The following is a 16,639-nucleotide window of genomic DNA, read 5'->3' on the forward strand; positions in this document are numbered from 1 at the left end:
GGTCGCCCACGTGCCACGTTTAGCCATCGCACCGGAGTTCCCCAGGGACCTCGCGACCCTGGCCGATTCCGTGCGCCGCGACGTGGTCGTGGCGGTGAGACGGTTTCTCGCGTCGATGGCGGCCGCCCCGCACGCCGAACGTGTGCGGGGCGCCAGGGACGACCGTATGGCCACCCTGCGCCTGGCGGACCGGCACCGCGGTGTGGTGGTGCGGCAGCGGGATGTGTACTGGTTGCTCGCGGTGCTTCCCGACGCCGAGGCGTGGTTGTTCGCGCAGAGGTTCCGGGTGGGGGTGAACCTGGAGATCGGCGTGGTGGAGCTGTGGGACGCCGAGGCGCTGGAACGCATCGAGCCCGCTTTGCACCGCGCCGCCGAGACGACCGAGTCGCGGCTGCTGTCGCATGTCTGCGACGCCGATCTGCTGTCGGTGGGGATCGACCCGCAGTTCCTGCCGCTGGTACGGCTGGTCGCCACCGAGATCGCGCTGGAGGCGATCGAGCCGCTGATCCCGCGCACGCAGTTCCTGCCGCTGGCGGTGCTGGCGCGGGGCGGCACGCTGGCCGACGCCTGGCGTGAGCTGGCGTCGTGCCGCACCGCGGCGGTCGTGCCGGGGCCGATCGCCCCCGACGATCTGCACGCGGCGCTGCGCCGCAGCCCCGACCGGGCGATGTTCACCCCCGACCGGCACGAGCTGGACCGGGTGCTGACCCGCCCGCTTTGGTGCACGTTCCTGTATCCGCAGCAACATCGTCTGGCCCGCACCGACCGCTACGACCGGCCGGTGCTCGTCACGGGCGGCGCCGGCACGGGCAAGACGCTCGTCGCGCTGCACCGGGCCGCGCATCTGGCGCGGCAGGGGGCCGGGGCGGTGTTGCTGGTGTCGTTCTCGCAGCGGCTCAGCAGCGACCTGTCCGCCCGGCTCGACCTGCTGATCGACGACGACGTGGTGCGCAAGCGGGTGGAGGTCGGCAACGTCGACCGGCTGGCGCAGCGGATCGTCGCCGAGGCCGAGGGCCGGCAGCCGACGCTGGCGGGCAACGCCGAACTGGCCGAGTTGTGGCAGGAGGCCGGCGAGCTGTCGGGCACGTCCCACGGCGCGGCGTTCCTGATGCGCGAGTGGGAGCAGGTGGTTCTCGCCCAGAACCTCCAGACCTTGGATGAATATCGCAACGCCGAGCGGTTCGGGCGCAGCGTGGAGCTTTCCGGGGCCGAACGTGAGGCGGTGTGGAAGGCCATCACCTACGTGATGACCAGGCTGCGGGAGTCGGGCCGACGCACCCTGCTGCAACTGGCCGCGGAGGCGTCTGCGCTGCTCGGCCGGTCGACCGGCGATCTGCTTGACGAGACGGGGCCGAGGCGGGAGCCGTACCGGCACATCGTGGTGGACGAGGCGCAGGATTTGCACCCGGCGCAGTGGCGGCTGCTGCGGGCCGCGGTGCCGAGGGCCTCCAACGACCTGTTCATCGTGGGCGACCCGCACCAGCGGATCTTCGACACGCGGGTGACGCTGAGCGCGGTGGGCATCAGCGCGGTGCCGCGCCGGCTGCACGCGTCCCACCGGCTGCCGCAGGAGATCCTGTCGTTCGGGGTGCGGCTGCGCGGCGGGGGGCCGGTGGACGGCCTGGTGGAGGGCGTGCAGGAGATGTACGGCTATCGCGCCACGCGGCCGGGTGCCCGGCCCGTGGTGCGGGCGTACGACTCCCTTGAATCCGAGCTCAACGGACTTGTCACCCACATCACCACCTGGCTGGGTGAAGACGTGGAACCCGACCAGATCGCAGTCGCGGCTCGCACGACCGACCTGGTGCGTGACGCGCGTACGGCACTGCGCACCGCGGGGCTCGCGGTTAGGGTGACCACACTGCACGGTATGAAGGGGCTGGAGTTCCGGCGGGTGGCGGTGATCGGCGTGGCGGACGGTGTGGTGCCCGCCCCCGGCGCGCTCACCCCCGCGGGCGAGGACCCCACGGCACGCGCCCACGATCTCCAGCGTGAGCGTGGGTTGCTTTACGTGGCGTGCACACGTGCCTACGAACTGCTTTACGTGTCCTACTCAGGGAGGGCGAGCCCCTTCCTGCCACCCTGATCACATAGTCTGAACTGCGGATATCTTCCCTTTTGCCGGTTGGACCCCAATGAACCTGAGTCTGAGCGACATCGCGCCGCCCCTGCGCTGGACATCCCCCGGCCAGATCGCGCCCATCGCCAACGATCCACGCCTCCCCGAGGCGTGGTGGCAGGCGATCCCGCTCGACCGCGCCTGCGCCACCCTCGGCGCATCCGACGTGGCCGCGCGGCTCGCCGACCTCACCCTCGCGTCCTGGGGCCACTTGATATTGGGGGACGTGCTTCCGCTCCTCAGGTTCACCGACCCGGTGGAAAGCACCCGCACCGCCGACGGGCTCGGCAGAGACACCGTGCACAAGCTCTTCAGCGGCGTCATCGAACGGCTGCTGATCCCCGCCGAGGAACGCTCGGCCGTGCCCCTGCCACCGTCACGGCCCGAACGGCCGCTGCCGGAGGTCATCGACGAGGTCTTCGAAGGGCTCGACGAGCGCCAGCGGGCCATCGCGAGAGACCGACTGTACGCCTCGCAGCGGGCCACGCTCGACGAACTCGCCCAGAGGTTCTCCGTCACCCGGGAACGCATCCGGCAGATCGAACGTGACCTGCGTGAACACGTCGACGAATGGCTCGGCGGGCCCGACGCCGCCCCGCTCGTCGCCCACGTCTCCTGGCTGCGGGGGCGCCTTGGCTCCGCCGTACCGGCCGACGACCTCGCCGCCGCCGTGCCGTGGCACCGCACCGAGCTCACCACACTCACCATCCCCGCGTGGCGGTTCGTGCGCACGCTGCTGACCGGCTATGAGCAGGTCGACGGCTGGCTCGTCACCGGCGGCGCCGACGAGCTGCGGGAGAAGACCCGGCAGCTCTTCACCGACGGGCCCCGGCCCCTCCCGGAAGCCGTCACCGTGGTCGCCCAGCTCGGCGTGCGCGAAGACGTCGCCGAGCGCTGGATCGCCGCCGTGCCCCAGCTGCGCCTCCTCGAAGAACACGTGGTCGCCTGGCCGCGCAGCGTCAACGAGAAGGCCGAAGCGGTGCTCGCCGTCACCGGGAGCGCCCTGACCCCCGAGGAGATCCAGGAGCGCATCGGCGAGGACTACAGCCTCGTCGGCATCCGCAACCAGCTCACCGCCGACGACCGGTTCCTGCGGGTCGACCGGAACAAGTACGGACTGACCCGGTGGGGCGGCGAGGAATATCTCGGCATCCGGGAAATGATCGTCCGGGAGATCGAGCGGGCCGGCGGCGAGGCGTCGGTCTCCACGATCGTCGCCAACCTGACCTCCCGCTACGACGTCAGCGAAAGCTCCGTGCGCGCCTACGCCGGCGGCCCCGGCTTCGAACGCACCCAGCGCGGCTGGGTGCGCGTCGCAGGCTCCGACGGCAACGGCGCCTACCAGCCGCGCAAGGACGTCTCGGAGACCCGGCGCTGCTTCCGCAGCCGCGACGGCCGCTGGTGGCACCGCGTCGACGTCAACGCCGAACACCTCCGCGGCTCCGGCTCCCCCCTGCCCACCGGCTTCGCCGCCTACCTCGGTATGGCCCCCGGCGGCCAGCTCACTGGCTCCGCCCCCTCCGGCGACGTGGTCATCAGCTGGCATAACCAGCCCACCATGGGGTCGATCCGCAACATCCTCTCCGAGTCCAACGCGGCCGAGGGCGACCACGTCTTCCTCACCGTCTCCGACGGCGGCGAACTCCTCACCCGCTACCTCCCCGCCGCACCCCCCGCCATGCCCCCGGTCAACCGCGCCCTCCACCTCATCGGCTACACCGCCCCCGTCGCCTCGGAAGCCGAAGGCTACCGCCTCATCGGCGCCCGCATCGGCCTCCCCGAGACCGCCCCCCGAGAGGACATCATCGCCAGACTCCGCGAACGCGGCGACCGAGACATCCTCGGCTTCCTCGGGGTGTAACAGGCACGGTCACCGCGGTTCGCCTCTCCTGCGAACTCCCAACTCCCAGGATTGGGAGAATCTGGGAGCAAACTGGGAGCACCAGCGTCCACCCACGCTGACCTGGCACTTCTCCGGGGCGATCACCCAACTGGGAGAAGCTGGGAACAGACTGGGAGCAGTGGCGCCCCACCCCGCTGACCTGGCGTGTCACCGAATCCTCCCAAGGCGATCTTCCAACTCCCAGAACTGGGAGAACCTGGGAGCAAACTGTGAGCAGGCTCAGCCCACAGTCGCCATCTCGTGTTTTACTAGGTCGACAGCCCCAACTCCCAGAACTGGGAGAACCTGGGAGCAAACTGGGAGATCGCCTGGATGGTGGTCCCCGCCGAGCGCACGAAACTCGAGGCCAGATGCGAACCCCACAGGTGCCACCCCCGACCGCCGAGGTGCTTCAACGGCTCAGCGACCCGCGAGTGCTGGCCATTCTGGCGGGTCACGACCATGGGACGCCCTATCACCATTGGGAGGACACCCGATATCGGAAACCTCCACAGGAGTTGTCACGAGAAGAATGGTGGGCGGTCATCAAGGCGGCCCGGCTCGCCGACAGCCGGCGCATCCCCCTCGCGGACACCGCGGGCAGGCCATTCTTCTACTGTCTCCCCGACGAGGTGCTGCGGGATAACGAGTTCGTCAGCACACAAACGGGCGGCGGCATCGGCCTGGGGGAAGACGTGGCCAACCCCGCCGTGCGGGACCAATACCTCGTCAACTCACTGATCGAGGAGGCGGTCACCTCCAGCCAGCTGGAGGGCGCAAGGACCGACAAGCGTGTCGCTCAAGCGATGATCAGGTCGGGGCGCGAACCTCGCGACAAGAGCGAGCGCATGATCCTGAACAACTTCCGGGCCATGGAGTTCGTAAGCGAGATCCGCTCCGAACCACTCACCCCGGAGATCATCTGCCAGATCCAGCGCATCGCCACCGAAGGGACCTTGGACAACCCGGCGAGCGCCGGAAGGTTCCAACTCCCGCACGAGGAGCGTGTCGGCGTCTACGACACCGAGGGAAACCTCCTTTACCGGCCGCCGCCGGCCGAGGTGCTGCCCGAACGCATTGAGCAGCTGTGCAGATTCGCCAACACCATGGACAGCGGACCGTATCTTCCGTGCGCGGTCCGGGCGATCGTCATCCATTTCATGCTGGCTTATGAACATCCTTTCGAGGACGGAAACGGGCGGACGGCGCGGCTGCTTTTCTATTGGTCGATGCTGCACCACGGATATTGGCTAACGGAGTTCATCTCCATATCCAGCATCATCGGCAGAGCGCCCGCGAAATACGGCCGCGCCTTTCTCCGGACCGAGACCGACGACAACGATCTCACCTATTTCATTCTCTTCCATCTGCGGGTCCTGCGCACCGCAATCGATGAACTCCACACCTACCTCGCCCGGAAGGTCACCGAGGTCCGCGAGCTGACCGGGAAGCTGCACAACGAAGCCGGCCATTTCAATCACCGGCAGCTCGCACTGCTCGGCGACGCCCTCAAGAACCCCGGCGCGAGCTACTCCGTCCAGTCCCACCGAACCTCGCACCGCGTGTCCGCGGAGACGGCCCGGCAGGACCTTTTGGAGCTTGAGGGCAATGGTTTCCTGGAGAAAAGCCGCATGGGCAAGAAATTCGTCTACCGCCCCAGAGCGAATCTCGCAGAGAAGGTCAGAATGTTCAGCGGCACCCACCCGGAAATCGGTTAATCCTCCGGTGATTGCGGGCTTATGACGATGCCGTCCTCGTCGCTGTAGAGCCAGGAGCCGGAGGCAGTAGAGCTTTGATCGCCTCCTGTCGGCGCATGGACTCGGGGTCGTCGAAACGCGAGAGGATGCCCAGTGCTTCACGACCGTGCCGCGCCGCTTCCTCCTCTGCTCCCAGGGCATGCAAAGCGGCGGCCAGGTCTCCCAGTGCGAGGGCGAGGAACCATTGGTGGCCGATGTCGCGGTGGACCGCCGCCGCGCGACGGTGGAAGTCGGCGGCCTCGGAGTGGCGCTCCATTCCCTGATAGGCCCGGCCGGTGCCGCTCCAGGCGAGGGCTTCACGAGTGCGGTCCCCGATGGTGCGCTGGATGACGGCTGAACGTTGGCAGGAGATCAGAGCCTCGGGGAACCGGCCTGCTGCGCACTGGACCTCTCCGAGTTCAATCAGCCAGAAACCTTCCCACATCTGGTTTCTATGCGCTTGGGCAATGGCGATGGCGTCTTCGATGTACGGCAGAGCCTCGGCCGGTCGGCCGGCTCTGCGGAGATTCATGCTGATCAGGCGTAGGGCGTTGCCCTCGCTTCCGGCGTTGCCCTGGGAGCGGTAGGAAGCGAGGGCGGCCTCCAGCATTGTGGCGGCGAGTTCGTGTTCGCCGAGTTCGGCGTGCACCTGGCCGAGGTTGCCGGAGACCACGGCCTCCCGTCCTGGCTCGTTGAGCTCTGCATATATCGCCGCGCTCGCCGTGAAATGCGTTTGGGCCTCACGCAGGCGATGTGCACGGAGGTGAACCAGTCCCAGCCGGTTGCGGGATCTCGCCTCACCCTGACGGTCACCGAGCTCGCGGTAGACGGCCAAGGCTGCTTCGGCGTACTCGATCGCCTTGTCTGAACGCTGAGCCTGTGTGTAGGCCATGGCGAGGCCGTCGAGGTTCTCGGCTTCGCCGTACCGATCCCCGAGGAGGCGTGCGGCGTCGAGGCCGCGCTGCCCGACCTCGAACCAGTGCTGAAACTCGTTGAGGCGCGCGTAGATCTCTTTGAGGACGGCGGAGAGTCGCCACACCGTCGCATGGTGCCCGGTGTCGAAGGCGGATCTCACGACGTCGACGAGGTTGCTGCGCTCCGCTTCGTACCAGGCCATCGCGGCGTCGTAGTCGGGGAAGGCCGGTGGCCTCGGCTCGTCGGCGGCATCGCTCAGGCGGATCGGAGCCGGCCCCGGCACGATGTGGGCCCGGGCCGCGGCGGCGCCCAGCGTATACCAGGAATACAACCGCTGCTCGATCACGCGGCGACTTGCCGCGGTCTCCTCGCGCTCGATCTGGTCGATGGCATAGGCACGCAACAGATCATGGAACTGATAGCGGCCGGGTCGATGCTGCTCAACGAGGTGTGCCCCGGCCAGGAGATCCAAAGTGGGGCGCACGCGGACCTCGTCCGTTCCGGCCACGGCGGCTGCGGCAGCTGTGCTGAAGTCGGCTCCCGGGTGGACTCCGAGCGTGCGGAACAGCCGGGCGGCCTCTTCCGGCAGCGCCCGATAGGACCAGGCGAACACTCCACGCACGGCATCGGCTTCCTCGCCGTCGACGACCGTCAACGCCTCCCACAGGCCGGATTCGTCGCGGAGATCAGCGATCAGTTCGCTGAGCGGCATCCACGGACGACTCGCCGCCCGCTCGGCTGCGATCCGCAGGGCGAGCGGCAGGCCCGCACAAAGCCGGGAGAGTTCGGCGAGCGAGTCCGGGTCGTCGCCGCCGCGGTAGGCGTCGGTGACCCGGCGCAGCAGCGCGATGGCGTCTTGTTCCGGCAGAATGCCGAGTGTCAGGCGTTCCGCGCCGTCGCGGGCGACAAGTGCCGACAACCTGTTGCGGCTGGTGATCAGAACCAGGCATCCGGCGGCGCCCGGGAGGAGAGGACGGATCTGGCCTGCGGTCACGGCGTTGTCCAAGACCACCAGCAGGCGGCGGCCGGCCAGCAGGGATCGATAGAGGGCCGACCTGTCGTCGAGGTCGCTGGGAATCGCGGCCGGTTCGACACCGAGTGCTCGCAGGAAACGTTCGAGCACGTATGCGGCTTCCAGGGGAGGGCCGGGATCATAGCCCCTGAGGTTGACGTAGAGCTGTCCGTCGGGAAACCGCTCCTTGGCGCGATGTGCCCAGTGAAGTGCGAGTGAAGTCTTGCCGACCCCGGCGGTGCCGACGATCACCGCGATGGTAACCGCGGATCCTTCGTGCTCGTGATCGTCGAGCGTCGCCTCCAGGCGCGTGAGTTCGTGTCCGCGGTTGACGAAGCCCCGCACGTCTCGGGGAAGCTCGCGGGGTATCCGCGGTGCCTGGCGGGCGGCCTGTTGAAAGTGCACCCCACCGTAGACATCTCTCGCCTGGACGACGTCTGACGCATTGCCGGACAGGATCGACTGCGAGTCGCCGGACGGGGGATCCGGCGTGGGGGCCGGTTCCTGGCCCTGCACGTCCAGCCCTCCGGTTCCGGGTGAGCGATCACGACTTCACGGCCGGAGGGGCGAGTCCGGCTACTTCGCGAGCGAAGTAGGAGCGGATGTCCTCGCCTTGTTCGTGCAGGGACTTGATGACATGCCGGCAGCGCTCGATCAGCAGGGGATCGGTGAAGCGTGTGGATCCGTCACCAACGCCTTGTGCGGTGTAGTGAATTCGATACATCGTCTTGGCGCCCAGGGTGATGATTTCCGGAAACGGCCCCGACGTCTCTCGGTCAGCCGTCTGGTCGACGGTCACAATGTGAATGCGCTCTCCGCACTCCGCCCTGAGGTTGAGCAGATGCAGTTCCCACTGGAGGTAAGGCGTCAACGGCCACTCGACGACGCGCACCCGATAGGACGCCACGCCTCGATTCGCATGCTCGCCGAAATATTCTTCGAGCCTGTTTCTTCCCTCTGCGATGAGCCGGAGCGCGGTCTGCCAGTCACCGGCGTCGAACGCCTCCCAACTCGGCACTCCCGGTTCCGCGAACGACTGCCGGCGCTCGAGTTTCCATGACTCGTCGTCGTAGAGCCGCTGGTATTCGGTCCTGAACTCCGCCCTGTAGACGGCTCTTTCGAGCCGCTCGCCGGAAAAACCCTCAAGGAGGTCAGTCATCGGGGAGGTCTGCCTTTGCGGAGACGAACGTGGAGCGTGGGATCACTACCAGACTCTCCCCTTCGGCGATCTTCAGGTCCGCGGGGAGGCGGGAGGCATAGGCACCGGTGAGATCTTGACCGACAACAACGATATCCCCGTTATCCAGCTCCCAGATATCGGGGCACTCATCGTCGTTGCCGGTGTGTCCAAGCGCGGCAGGAGTGTCGCCGAGCCGCCTCGAGAGCGAGGCCGTTGGATCGGCGCGCCAAGGAATGCTCATGCGGCGCTCCCCTCGCCACTCTTCTCGGTGGCGGCAATCTATCACGACAAAGAGGAATGGATTTCCCCGGTTAGCAGAAAGTTGCCGCCTCGTGAGCTATAACTACCTGATCCCGCAATCGGTGACAATCGTAGATAAATCGACTAATCCTCCAGTGGTTCCGGGCTTACGACGATGCCGTCTTCGTCGCTGTAGAGCCAGGCGCCGGGGGTGAAGGTGGTGTCGCCGAAGGAGACGGGGATGTCTACTTCGCCGGTGCCGGTCTTGGTGCTTTTGCGGGGGTTTGAGCCGAGGGCCTTGATGCCGAGGTCGAGGGTGGAGAGGGCGACGGTGTCGCGGACGGCGCCGTTGACGACGACGCCGGACCAGTTGTTCCCGACGGCGGAGGCGGCGATGAGGTCGCCCATGAGGGCGGTGCGCAAGGAGGCGCCACCGTCGACGACCAGGACGCGCGCGTTGCCGGGGGTGGCAAGGATCTGTTTGACCAGGGCGTTGTCTTCGAGGCAGCGGATGGTGGCGACCTGGCCGCTGAAGCGGTCGCGTGTGCCGAACGAGCGGAACTGAGTGACGCAGCTCGACAGGGCGTCACCGTACTTGTCGATGAGGTCGGCCGTCGTGAAGTCCATGAGAGGGATTCTGCCCAAGAGTAGGGCGAAGGTGACCCTGACCCCGCCGGTTTGAGCAACGTGGCAGGTGCCGGCTGCTCACAAAACACGACCTGCCGAGCTCGGGCTCCTGCTTTCGGGGGGCGGACAATAGAGATCATCTGAAGTCCATGCCCTCACGTTGAGATCTTGCTACGGTTTCGGAGGATACTTAATCGACCCTGACCGAAGGTTACGGCACCCTCACGAACTTGCGACTTCAGTCAGGGGCCTGCCCTGGCCTGCCTTACGAGTAAGGAAATCGTATCAGGCAGCGAGCTTTTCCCTTCGCGCATATAGGTTAAACTTTTGGAGAGCATTGACCTAGTGAACCTCTGGGACTATTCTCCCACGAAGGGATGTGTATGATGCCAAGTCTTTGGGAAGCGGATCCGGCGGCGTCGTTCAAACGTCGACTAGGAAAATCAGCGCTTGAACTCGACCAGACCAACGATGGCCCTACATGTCCCGACATATGGGAGCTGGACAACGGCGATATCGCCATCATCGGTCGAGATCTGACGACAAACTACACCAGCAGGCTACCTGCCGGGGTGAAGGTCGGCCTCGACGAACGGCTCGTCGTCATTCCCGGCGTCATGCTCAAGGCCGCAAAACCGGATATATCAGATGAGTGAAATTCTGCCTGTCTTTCCAGGCCACCGGCTGGGCCTAGATGATTACATCGCCGACTACTACCACTACTTCTGGCAGACCGACAGCACCGGTTGCTGGAAGCTGGAACGCCGACAGACCTTCAGAGAACTGAACAATCCCAGTTGGGAGGCCTCCTCCCAGGGGGACTGGCCATGCGCCTTGAAGCTGCTGGAGGAGGGGCGTGCTCAGGTCAAGGACTATCAGCGGCGCGTCCTGGAGCACGGATTCGAGTTCCGCCGTGTGCGCATCGTGGAGGTGCCCTTCAGCGCGTACTTGATATGGGAGCTGAACTCGCTGCTCATCCGCCATGAATACGGTGAGAGGATCCGTGTCGTAACCGGAGGTGCGATCAGCCGGTTCGAGAGGCACGCCCCTCTTCCCGAGATCGTCGTTCTGGGAACCCAGGTCGTTTATCAAGTGATCTACGGGAGCAGCGGCCTGGCGGAAGGTGCGATGAAATCCACGGATCCAACGGACATCCGATTCTGGGCGGACTTCATTGAGCGGCTATACGGAGACGGCGAGGAACTCGACAGCTACTTCCAACGGGAGGTCGCCGGACTGCGTCCCGTTGAAGAGGAATAGGGCGACGGCGGTGACTTACGGGAACGATTGAGTGAGATGTCCGACCAGGGCAAAGGCGCTGAATCCCAGAACGACCTCTCAGGACAAGCACATGAGGTGGTTCAAGCCGGCCGGATAAGCGGCGGTGTCCACTTTCATAGGGCAGGCCGGGATAAACAGGATCCTCCGCGGCAACTGCCTGCCGACGTGCGTGGATTCGTCAATCGAACCGAGGGGATCGAATATCTCGACCTGATTCTCTCAGGCAGCGAGCCGGGTTCGAGGGCAGCCGTCACGTGTGTCATCGCGGGCACGGCCGGCGTGGGCAAGACCTCGCTCGCGGTTCATTGGGCACACCGGGTGGCGGAGAGTTTTCCCGACGGGCAGCTGTATGCGAATCTTCGCGGCTACGATCCTGGAGAGCCGGCCACCGCCGGAGAAGTGCTGGATTATTTCCTTCGTGCACTAGGCGTCCCCGCCGGCTCCATCCCGTCCGGTCTCGAACCGAGGGCGGCGCTCTATCGCTCCCGTTTGGCGGGGCGGCGCGTGTTGATTGTGCTGGACAACGCCGCGACCGTCGGCCAGGTCAGACCGCTGCTACCGGGCGTCGCCGGGTGCATGGTTTTGATCACCAGTCGCGGCCGGCTGTCCGGGCTGGTGGCCCGCGACGGTGCATATCGACTGCCGCTCGCTCTATTGACCGACCAGCAAGCCGTTGAATTGCTGCGGCGCGCAACTGCGGGCCACCGGTCGGCGGACGAGACCGGCGAGCTCGAAGAGCTGGCCGGTCTTTGCGCCCGCCTGCCGCTCGCTCTGCGCATCGCGGCCGAACGCGCTCTCGCTCGTCCCTGGACCCCGATGCGAAACCTGGTCGAGGACCTACGGGATGAATCGGGGCTTTGGGACGCGCTGACAGCGGGAGACGACGATGAGTCCGATGCGGTTCGCACCGTTTTCGCGTGGTCTTACCGTGCGTTGTCTGATGACACCAGCCGGCTCTTCCGACTTCTTGGCCTGCATCCCGGCTCCGAGTTCAGCTCCCGTGCGGCCGCGGTGCTCGGCGACCTGCCGGTCGGGCGCACCCGGCGGCTGCTCGACGACCTCGTCGGTGCACATCTGCTGGAACAGTCCCAGCCCGACCGCTATCAGTTCCACGACCTGCTCCGGCTGTTCGCCACAGATCAGGCCCATGCCGAAGAGTCCCTTGAAACCTGCCGGGCCGGAGTGCGGCGCATATTGACCTGGTATCTCCACACGGTCAAGGCCGCCGCTTCGCTCTTGGCGCCGGAGGGTGCGAGTTTTCCGCTCCACGGTGTCGAGGGGAGTGATAAAGCGCTCGGTTTCGCAGACCGTGAGGAGGCGGAGCACTGGTTCAGGCAGGAGGCAGGCAATCTGCGTGCCGCTGTCTCCGCAGCGGCACGCACAGATATGGATGAGCTGGCCTGGCACCTTTCCGCGGCGTTGTTTCCTGTTTACGCCAACCGCAATCAGTTCGAGGACTGGATCGGGACCAGCACCATCGCCCTGGAGGCGGTCCGTCGCACAGACGATCGCCGGGGAGAGGCGAGGATTCTCGAGAGTCTCGGCAAAGCCCGTCTTCAGTCCTCGAGAAGGAGTGAGGGGATCGGCTTCCAGACGGCGGCACTCGCCATCTATCGCGATCTCGGAGACCGGCTCGGCGAGATAACCTCCACCAATGCCATCGGGCTCGCTCACCTGCGCGGTCGTGAACTCGACCGGGCATTGTTGCTGTTCGAGCAGGTGCACGCCATTGCCGTTGAGCTCGGCAGTGACTACTGGGTGGCGATGTCGTGCAACAACTCCGCCAACGTCTACCTTGAACGGGATCAATTCCATGAGGCCCTCGGCCGGCTTCATCGGGCTCTGGAGATCCTGCGGCGGCTTGACCTCCCCGCTTACGTGGGCGACGCCCTGCGAGGTCTCAGCCATGCGCATCGCGGTCTGCGGGAGCCGCGCAAGGCGAGCGTGCTGATCGAAGAGGCGATCCGGATCGACCAAGAACAGCGCAATCCCGCGTGGGAGGCGCATTGGCTGCTTGAGCAAAGCCGAGTGCACATGGATCTCGGCGAATTTTCCGAGGCCCTGATCTGTTGCCAACGCGCCGCCGCGCACCAGCGGGGGATCGGCGACCGCGGTCGAGAGGCATGGGCCCTTGACGCGACAGGTGAGGTCTACCAGCGGCTTGACCGCCATGAGGAGGCGGCCGGGTTTCACAAGGTGGCGCTCAAGGTCTTCCGCGAGCTCGGAGACAGCTGGAATACGGCCGTCGTGTTGAACCATCTGGCCGACGCTCTGCAAGCCATCGGAGCTGAAGGCGAGGCCGAGCCCCTGTGGCGTGAGGCGATGGCATTGGTAGCCGAGTTCGACGACCCACGGGCGAATCGGCTCCGGGACAGGATTCGTTCCACAGGCCTCTTCTGAGAATTCCTGCCGGCCGTCCGGCCAGGTAGGCACGCGCGGGGATGGTCAAGCGGGCCCATCCGTGCGCCCTTTGGGCGACCGTGGGGTCTCGTCGTGAGGCCATAAGGGGGATTTGCCCGGAACCGGCGAGAGGGGAGTCCGCTCTCGGCGTAGTGGGGATGCGTACCTTGCAGCCGGGAATCGTGGGGGTTTCCCGAGTTGATGGACTGCTGAGGGCTGTCAAACTTGGTCGGGTACATCAAGCGAATCTTCTTCACGCTCCGGAGTCGCCTTTGTCGGGTGGTTGGCCGAAGGGGCGCGGCGTGGGCTGGAGTGGGTTCTCCGGGGAGGTTGTGTGAGGCTCAAGCTGTTCGCACGGTTGCCGCGGCCGTGGCGCTGGGTGGCGCGGATCGTCAGCGTTCTCCTTGTGCTGGCGTTGGTCTTCGCGGGGGCGGCGGTCTGGGCGGTGCAGAGATCGTTCCCGCAGGTGGACGGCACGCTTACGGTGAAGGGCCTCACCGGAAAGGTCACGATTTATCGGGATAAATTCGGCATTCCACATATTTATGCGGATACGTCGGAAGACCTGTTTATGGCGCAAGGCTATGTGCACGCTCAGGACCGGTTCTGGGAGATGGATTTCCGCCGGCACGTCACGGCCGGCCGGCTGTCCGAGCTGTTCGGCAAGGCGACGCTGACCGAGGACAAGGTCATCCGGACGATGGGCTGGCGCAGGGTGGCGGAGAAGGAGCTCCCCATGTTGAGCGAGTCGACGCGGCGCTACCTCGACGCCTACGCCAAGGGTGTGAACGCCTGGCTCGCCGACAACGGCGGGGCCACCGAGCGCGGCCTCGAATACGCCGTGCTGATGGCCACCGTCCCGGATTACGAGCCCGCCGTTTGGACCGCGGTCGACTCGCTGGCCTGGTTGAAGGCGATGGCCTGGGATCTGCGCTCCAATGTGGAGGACGAGGTCGAGCGGGCGACGGCCGCGGCGGGGTTGTCCAAGGAGCGGGTGGAGGCGCTATGGCCGGATTATCCATACGACAGGCACGCGCCGATCGTCACCAGAGGCGGCATCAGCGGTGGCGGTTTCGACCAGAACACCGAGGCGCGGGACGTCGAGGGGCGGGACAAGGACCGGGAGGGCACCAAGGCGCGTGACATGAGGGGCAGCCGGGAAAGCGGCGAAGGAGGCACGCGCGACGCGCGGGCGGGGCAGGTGTCGCCAGACACGGCGGTGGCCGGAGGGGCACGACCCGGCGCGCCGTACGGCGGAGCCACGGCTCCGCGGGCGGCTGCCGATGGGGAGGCGTCGAAGGTCGAGCGGCCGGCCCCGGAGCCGGCGGGCGAGAAGGCCCAGCCGTCGCCGGCTACGGCGGAGCCGAGCGATGACGCAGGCGCACAGACCACTACGGAAGAGGCCACGCCGTCGCCGGAGGAGGCACAGACCGGGGCGGCGCTGGCGCGGGTGGCGGCGGCGATGCGGTCGGTGCCCGATCTGATCGGCCGCGGCGAACGGGAGGGGCTCGGGTCGAACTCGTGGGTGGTGAGCGGGCGGCACACGGCGTCGGGCAAGCCGCTGCTGGCGAACGACCCGCACCTCGGGGCGTCGATGCCCTCGGTCTGGTATCAAGTCGGCCTGCACTGCCGCACTCGCTCTGGAGCGTGCCCGTTCGATGTGACGGGGTTCTCGTTCGCGGGTCTGCCCGGTGTGATGATCGGGCAGAACGACCGGATCGCGTGGGGGTTCACGAACCTCGCCCCGGATGTCGCGGACCTCTACCTGGAGAAGGTGCGTGACGACACCTACCTCTATCGCGGGCAGTGGCGGCCGCTGACGACACGCGAGGAGGAGATCAAGGTCGCGGGGGGCGACGCGGTCAAGGTGACGGTGCGGGAGACGGGCAACGGGCCGATCATGTCCGAGGTGCACCGTGCCACGGGCCGCGCGCAGGACGGCGGGGGCAAGGCCGCCGGCGAGACGGCGGACGCGGTGTCGATGCGCTGGACGGCGCTTCAGCCGGGCACGTCGGCGGATGCGATCTTCACCCTCAACGCGGCCCGCGACTGGGCGGAGTTCCGCACGGCGGCGTCCCAGTTCGCCGTCCCCTCACAAAACCTGATTTATGCCGACATCGAGGGCAACATCGGTTACCAGGCGCCGGGAGTGATCCCCGTCCGGGCGAAGGGCGACGGCAGGTGGCCCGTTCCCGGATGGACCGGTGAATACGAGTGGACCGGCACCATCCCCTTTGGCGACCTCCCCAGCGTGTTCAATCCCCCCGAGGGCTACATCGTCACCGCCAACAACGCGGTCATCGACCCGGCGAAATACCCGCCGCTGCTGACGAAGGACTGGTCGTACGGTTACCGCTCGCAACGCATCCTCGACCGCCTGAAGGGGTCCGTGAAGACGGGCAAGATCGATGCGGCGGAGATGAGCCGCATCCAGCAGGACAGCGCCAACGGCATGGCCGCGGTGCTGCGGCCCGAGCTGATGAAGATCCCCCTGGCCGGTCCGAGCCAGGAGGCCCGCGAGCTGCTGCGCACCTGGGACTTCTCGCAGGACGCCGACTCGGCCCCCGCGGCCTACTTCAACGCGGTGTGGCGGCACCTGCTCGTCGAGACGTTCAACGACGATCTTCCCGAGGGCGCGCGGCCCGAGGGCGGCAGCCGGTGGTTCGAGGTCGTGCGGAGGATGCTGGCCGAGCCGGCGGATCCGTTCTGGGATGACTCGCGCACCCCCATCGTCGAGCGCAGGGATGACATCCTCCGCCGGAGCCTGGCTCTGGCCTACGGCGAGCTGCGGGAGCGCCTCGGTGACAATCCCAAACGGTGGCGCTGGAGTGACCTCCACACCCTGACCTTGGTCAACGAGAGCCTGGGCAAGTCGGGGATCGCCCCGGTCGAGTGGCTGTTCAACCGCGGCCCGATCGCCGCCCCCGGCAGCAGGGACGCGGTCAACGCGGTGAGCTGGGACGTGCAGGAGGGCTACGAGGTCACCGCGGTGCCGTCGATGCGCATGGTGGTGGACCTCGCGGACGCCGACAAATCCCGCTGGATCAACCTCACAGGCGCCTCAGGCCACGCTTTCCACGACAACTACTGGGATCAGGCCCCCTTGTGGGCGAACGGGGAGACCACCCCCATGCTCGCCCGAGAGGAGTCGATCCGAGCAGCCGCGACCCACACGCTCACCCTGTCCCCGGGCTGAAAACGACCCCCCGGTCCTGAAACCGCACATGCGGAATGCGGGTTGCGGGGT

General features: G+C 66.7%; 11 protein-coding genes. 7 read left to right on the top strand and 4 right to left on the bottom strand.

All coding sequences use genetic code 11. The annotated features are described in order from the left end of the window. Positions 1-10: 10 nt before the first annotated feature. The 3 genes from Ssi02_RS16330 (at position 11) to Ssi02_RS16340 (ending at position 5,719) form a co-directional block, all read left to right on the top strand. Entirely contained in the window at positions 11-2,086 is a 2,076-nt protein-coding gene (locus Ssi02_RS16330; RefSeq protein ID WP_204026370.1) for a UvrD-helicase domain-containing protein, read from the top strand. 49 nt (positions 2,087-2,135) lie between these two features. Beyond that, positions 2,136-3,980: a sigma factor-like helix-turn-helix DNA-binding protein gene (locus tag Ssi02_RS16335; RefSeq protein ID WP_204026371.1), complete on the top strand. Its 1,845-nt coding sequence runs from the start codon at positions 2,136-2,138 to the stop codon at positions 3,978-3,980. Positions 3,981-4,372: 392 nt separating this feature from the next. Next, positions 4,373-5,719 carry a Fic family protein gene (locus Ssi02_RS16340; RefSeq protein WP_204026372.1) on the top strand — a complete coding sequence of 449 codons (1,347 nt, stop codon included), beginning with the start codon at positions 4,373-4,375 and terminating at the stop codon, positions 5,717-5,719. Positions 5,720-5,738: 19 nt separating this feature from the next. On the opposite strand, the gene Ssi02_RS16345 is transcribed toward Ssi02_RS16340, so the two are convergent. From Ssi02_RS16345 to rraA, 4 genes are all read right to left on the bottom strand, one after another. After that, entirely contained in the window at positions 5,739-8,180 is a 2,442-nt protein-coding gene (locus tag Ssi02_RS16345) for an ATP-binding protein (RefSeq protein ID WP_204026373.1), read from the bottom strand. A gap of 28 nt (positions 8,181-8,208) precedes the next feature. Continuing rightward, a complete protein-coding gene (locus tag Ssi02_RS16350) occupies positions 8,209-8,823 on the bottom strand; it encodes a DUF6879 family protein (RefSeq protein ID WP_204026374.1) in 615 nt (204 codons plus the stop codon). Next, positions 8,816-9,085 (bottom strand): hypothetical protein, encoded by a 270-nt coding sequence (locus tag Ssi02_RS16355; protein ID WP_204026376.1) that lies wholly within the window; start codon positions 9,083-9,085, stop codon positions 8,816-8,818. Before Ssi02_RS16355 ends, Ssi02_RS16350 begins: the two co-directional genes overlap by 8 nt. A 143-nt stretch (positions 9,086-9,228) precedes the next feature. Then, positions 9,229-9,711, bottom strand: a complete 483-nt coding sequence (gene rraA / locus Ssi02_RS16360) for a ribonuclease E activity regulator RraA (RefSeq protein WP_204026377.1) — start codon at positions 9,709-9,711, stop codon at positions 9,229-9,231. 386 nt (positions 9,712-10,097) lie between these two features. On the opposite strand from rraA, the gene Ssi02_RS16365 reads away from it, so the two are divergent. The 4 genes from Ssi02_RS16365 (at position 10,098) to Ssi02_RS16380 (ending at position 16,588) form a co-directional block, all read left to right on the top strand. Continuing rightward, a complete protein-coding gene (locus Ssi02_RS16365; RefSeq protein WP_204026378.1) occupies positions 10,098-10,367 on the top strand; it encodes a hypothetical protein in 270 nt (89 codons plus the stop codon). After that, positions 10,360-10,971, top strand: a complete 612-nt coding sequence (locus tag Ssi02_RS16370; protein ID WP_204026379.1) for a DUF6879 family protein — start codon at positions 10,360-10,362, stop codon at positions 10,969-10,971. The genes Ssi02_RS16365 and Ssi02_RS16370 overlap by 8 nt, the downstream gene beginning before the upstream one ends. 36 nt (positions 10,972-11,007) lie before the next feature. Next, complete coding sequence (locus Ssi02_RS16375) at positions 11,008-13,392, top strand: ATP-binding protein (protein ID WP_204026380.1); 2,385 nt, start codon at positions 11,008-11,010, stop codon at positions 13,390-13,392. A gap of 334 nt (positions 13,393-13,726) precedes the next feature. Next, entirely contained in the window at positions 13,727-16,588 is a 2,862-nt protein-coding gene (locus Ssi02_RS16380) for a penicillin acylase family protein (RefSeq protein ID WP_204026381.1), read from the top strand. The last annotated feature ends 51 nt before the right edge of the window (positions 16,589-16,639 follow it).

The sequence above is a fragment of the Sinosporangium siamense genome (assembly GCF_016863435.1).
Classification (GTDB): Bacteria; Actinomycetota; Actinomycetes; order Streptosporangiales; family Streptosporangiaceae; genus Sinosporangium; species Sinosporangium siamense.

Excerpts from the sequence above, each read along its gene's own strand:
- rraA (WP_204026377.1), bottom strand. The coding sequence starts at position 9,711 with ATGGACTTCACGACGGCCGACCTCATCGACAAGTACGGTGACGCCCTG.
- Ssi02_RS16365 (WP_204026378.1), top strand. The coding sequence starts at position 10,098 with ATGCCAAGTCTTTGGGAAGCGGATCCGGCGGCGTCGTTCAAACGTCGA.
- Ssi02_RS16350 (WP_204026374.1), bottom strand. The coding sequence starts at position 8,823 with ATGACTGACCTCCTTGAGGGTTTTTCCGGCGAGCGGCTCGAAAGAGCC.
- Ssi02_RS16340 (WP_204026372.1), top strand. The coding sequence starts at position 4,373 with ATGCGAACCCCACAGGTGCCACCCCCGACCGCCGAGGTGCTTCAACGG.
- Ssi02_RS16355 (WP_204026376.1), bottom strand. The coding sequence starts at position 9,085 with ATGAGCATTCCTTGGCGCGCCGATCCAACGGCCTCGCTCTCGAGGCGG.
- Ssi02_RS16375 (WP_204026380.1), top strand. The coding sequence starts at position 11,008 with ATGTCCGACCAGGGCAAAGGCGCTGAATCCCAGAACGACCTCTCAGGA.
- Ssi02_RS16335 (WP_204026371.1), top strand. The coding sequence starts at position 2,136 with ATGAACCTGAGTCTGAGCGACATCGCGCCGCCCCTGCGCTGGACATCC.
- Ssi02_RS16370 (WP_204026379.1), top strand. The coding sequence starts at position 10,360 with ATGAGTGAAATTCTGCCTGTCTTTCCAGGCCACCGGCTGGGCCTAGAT.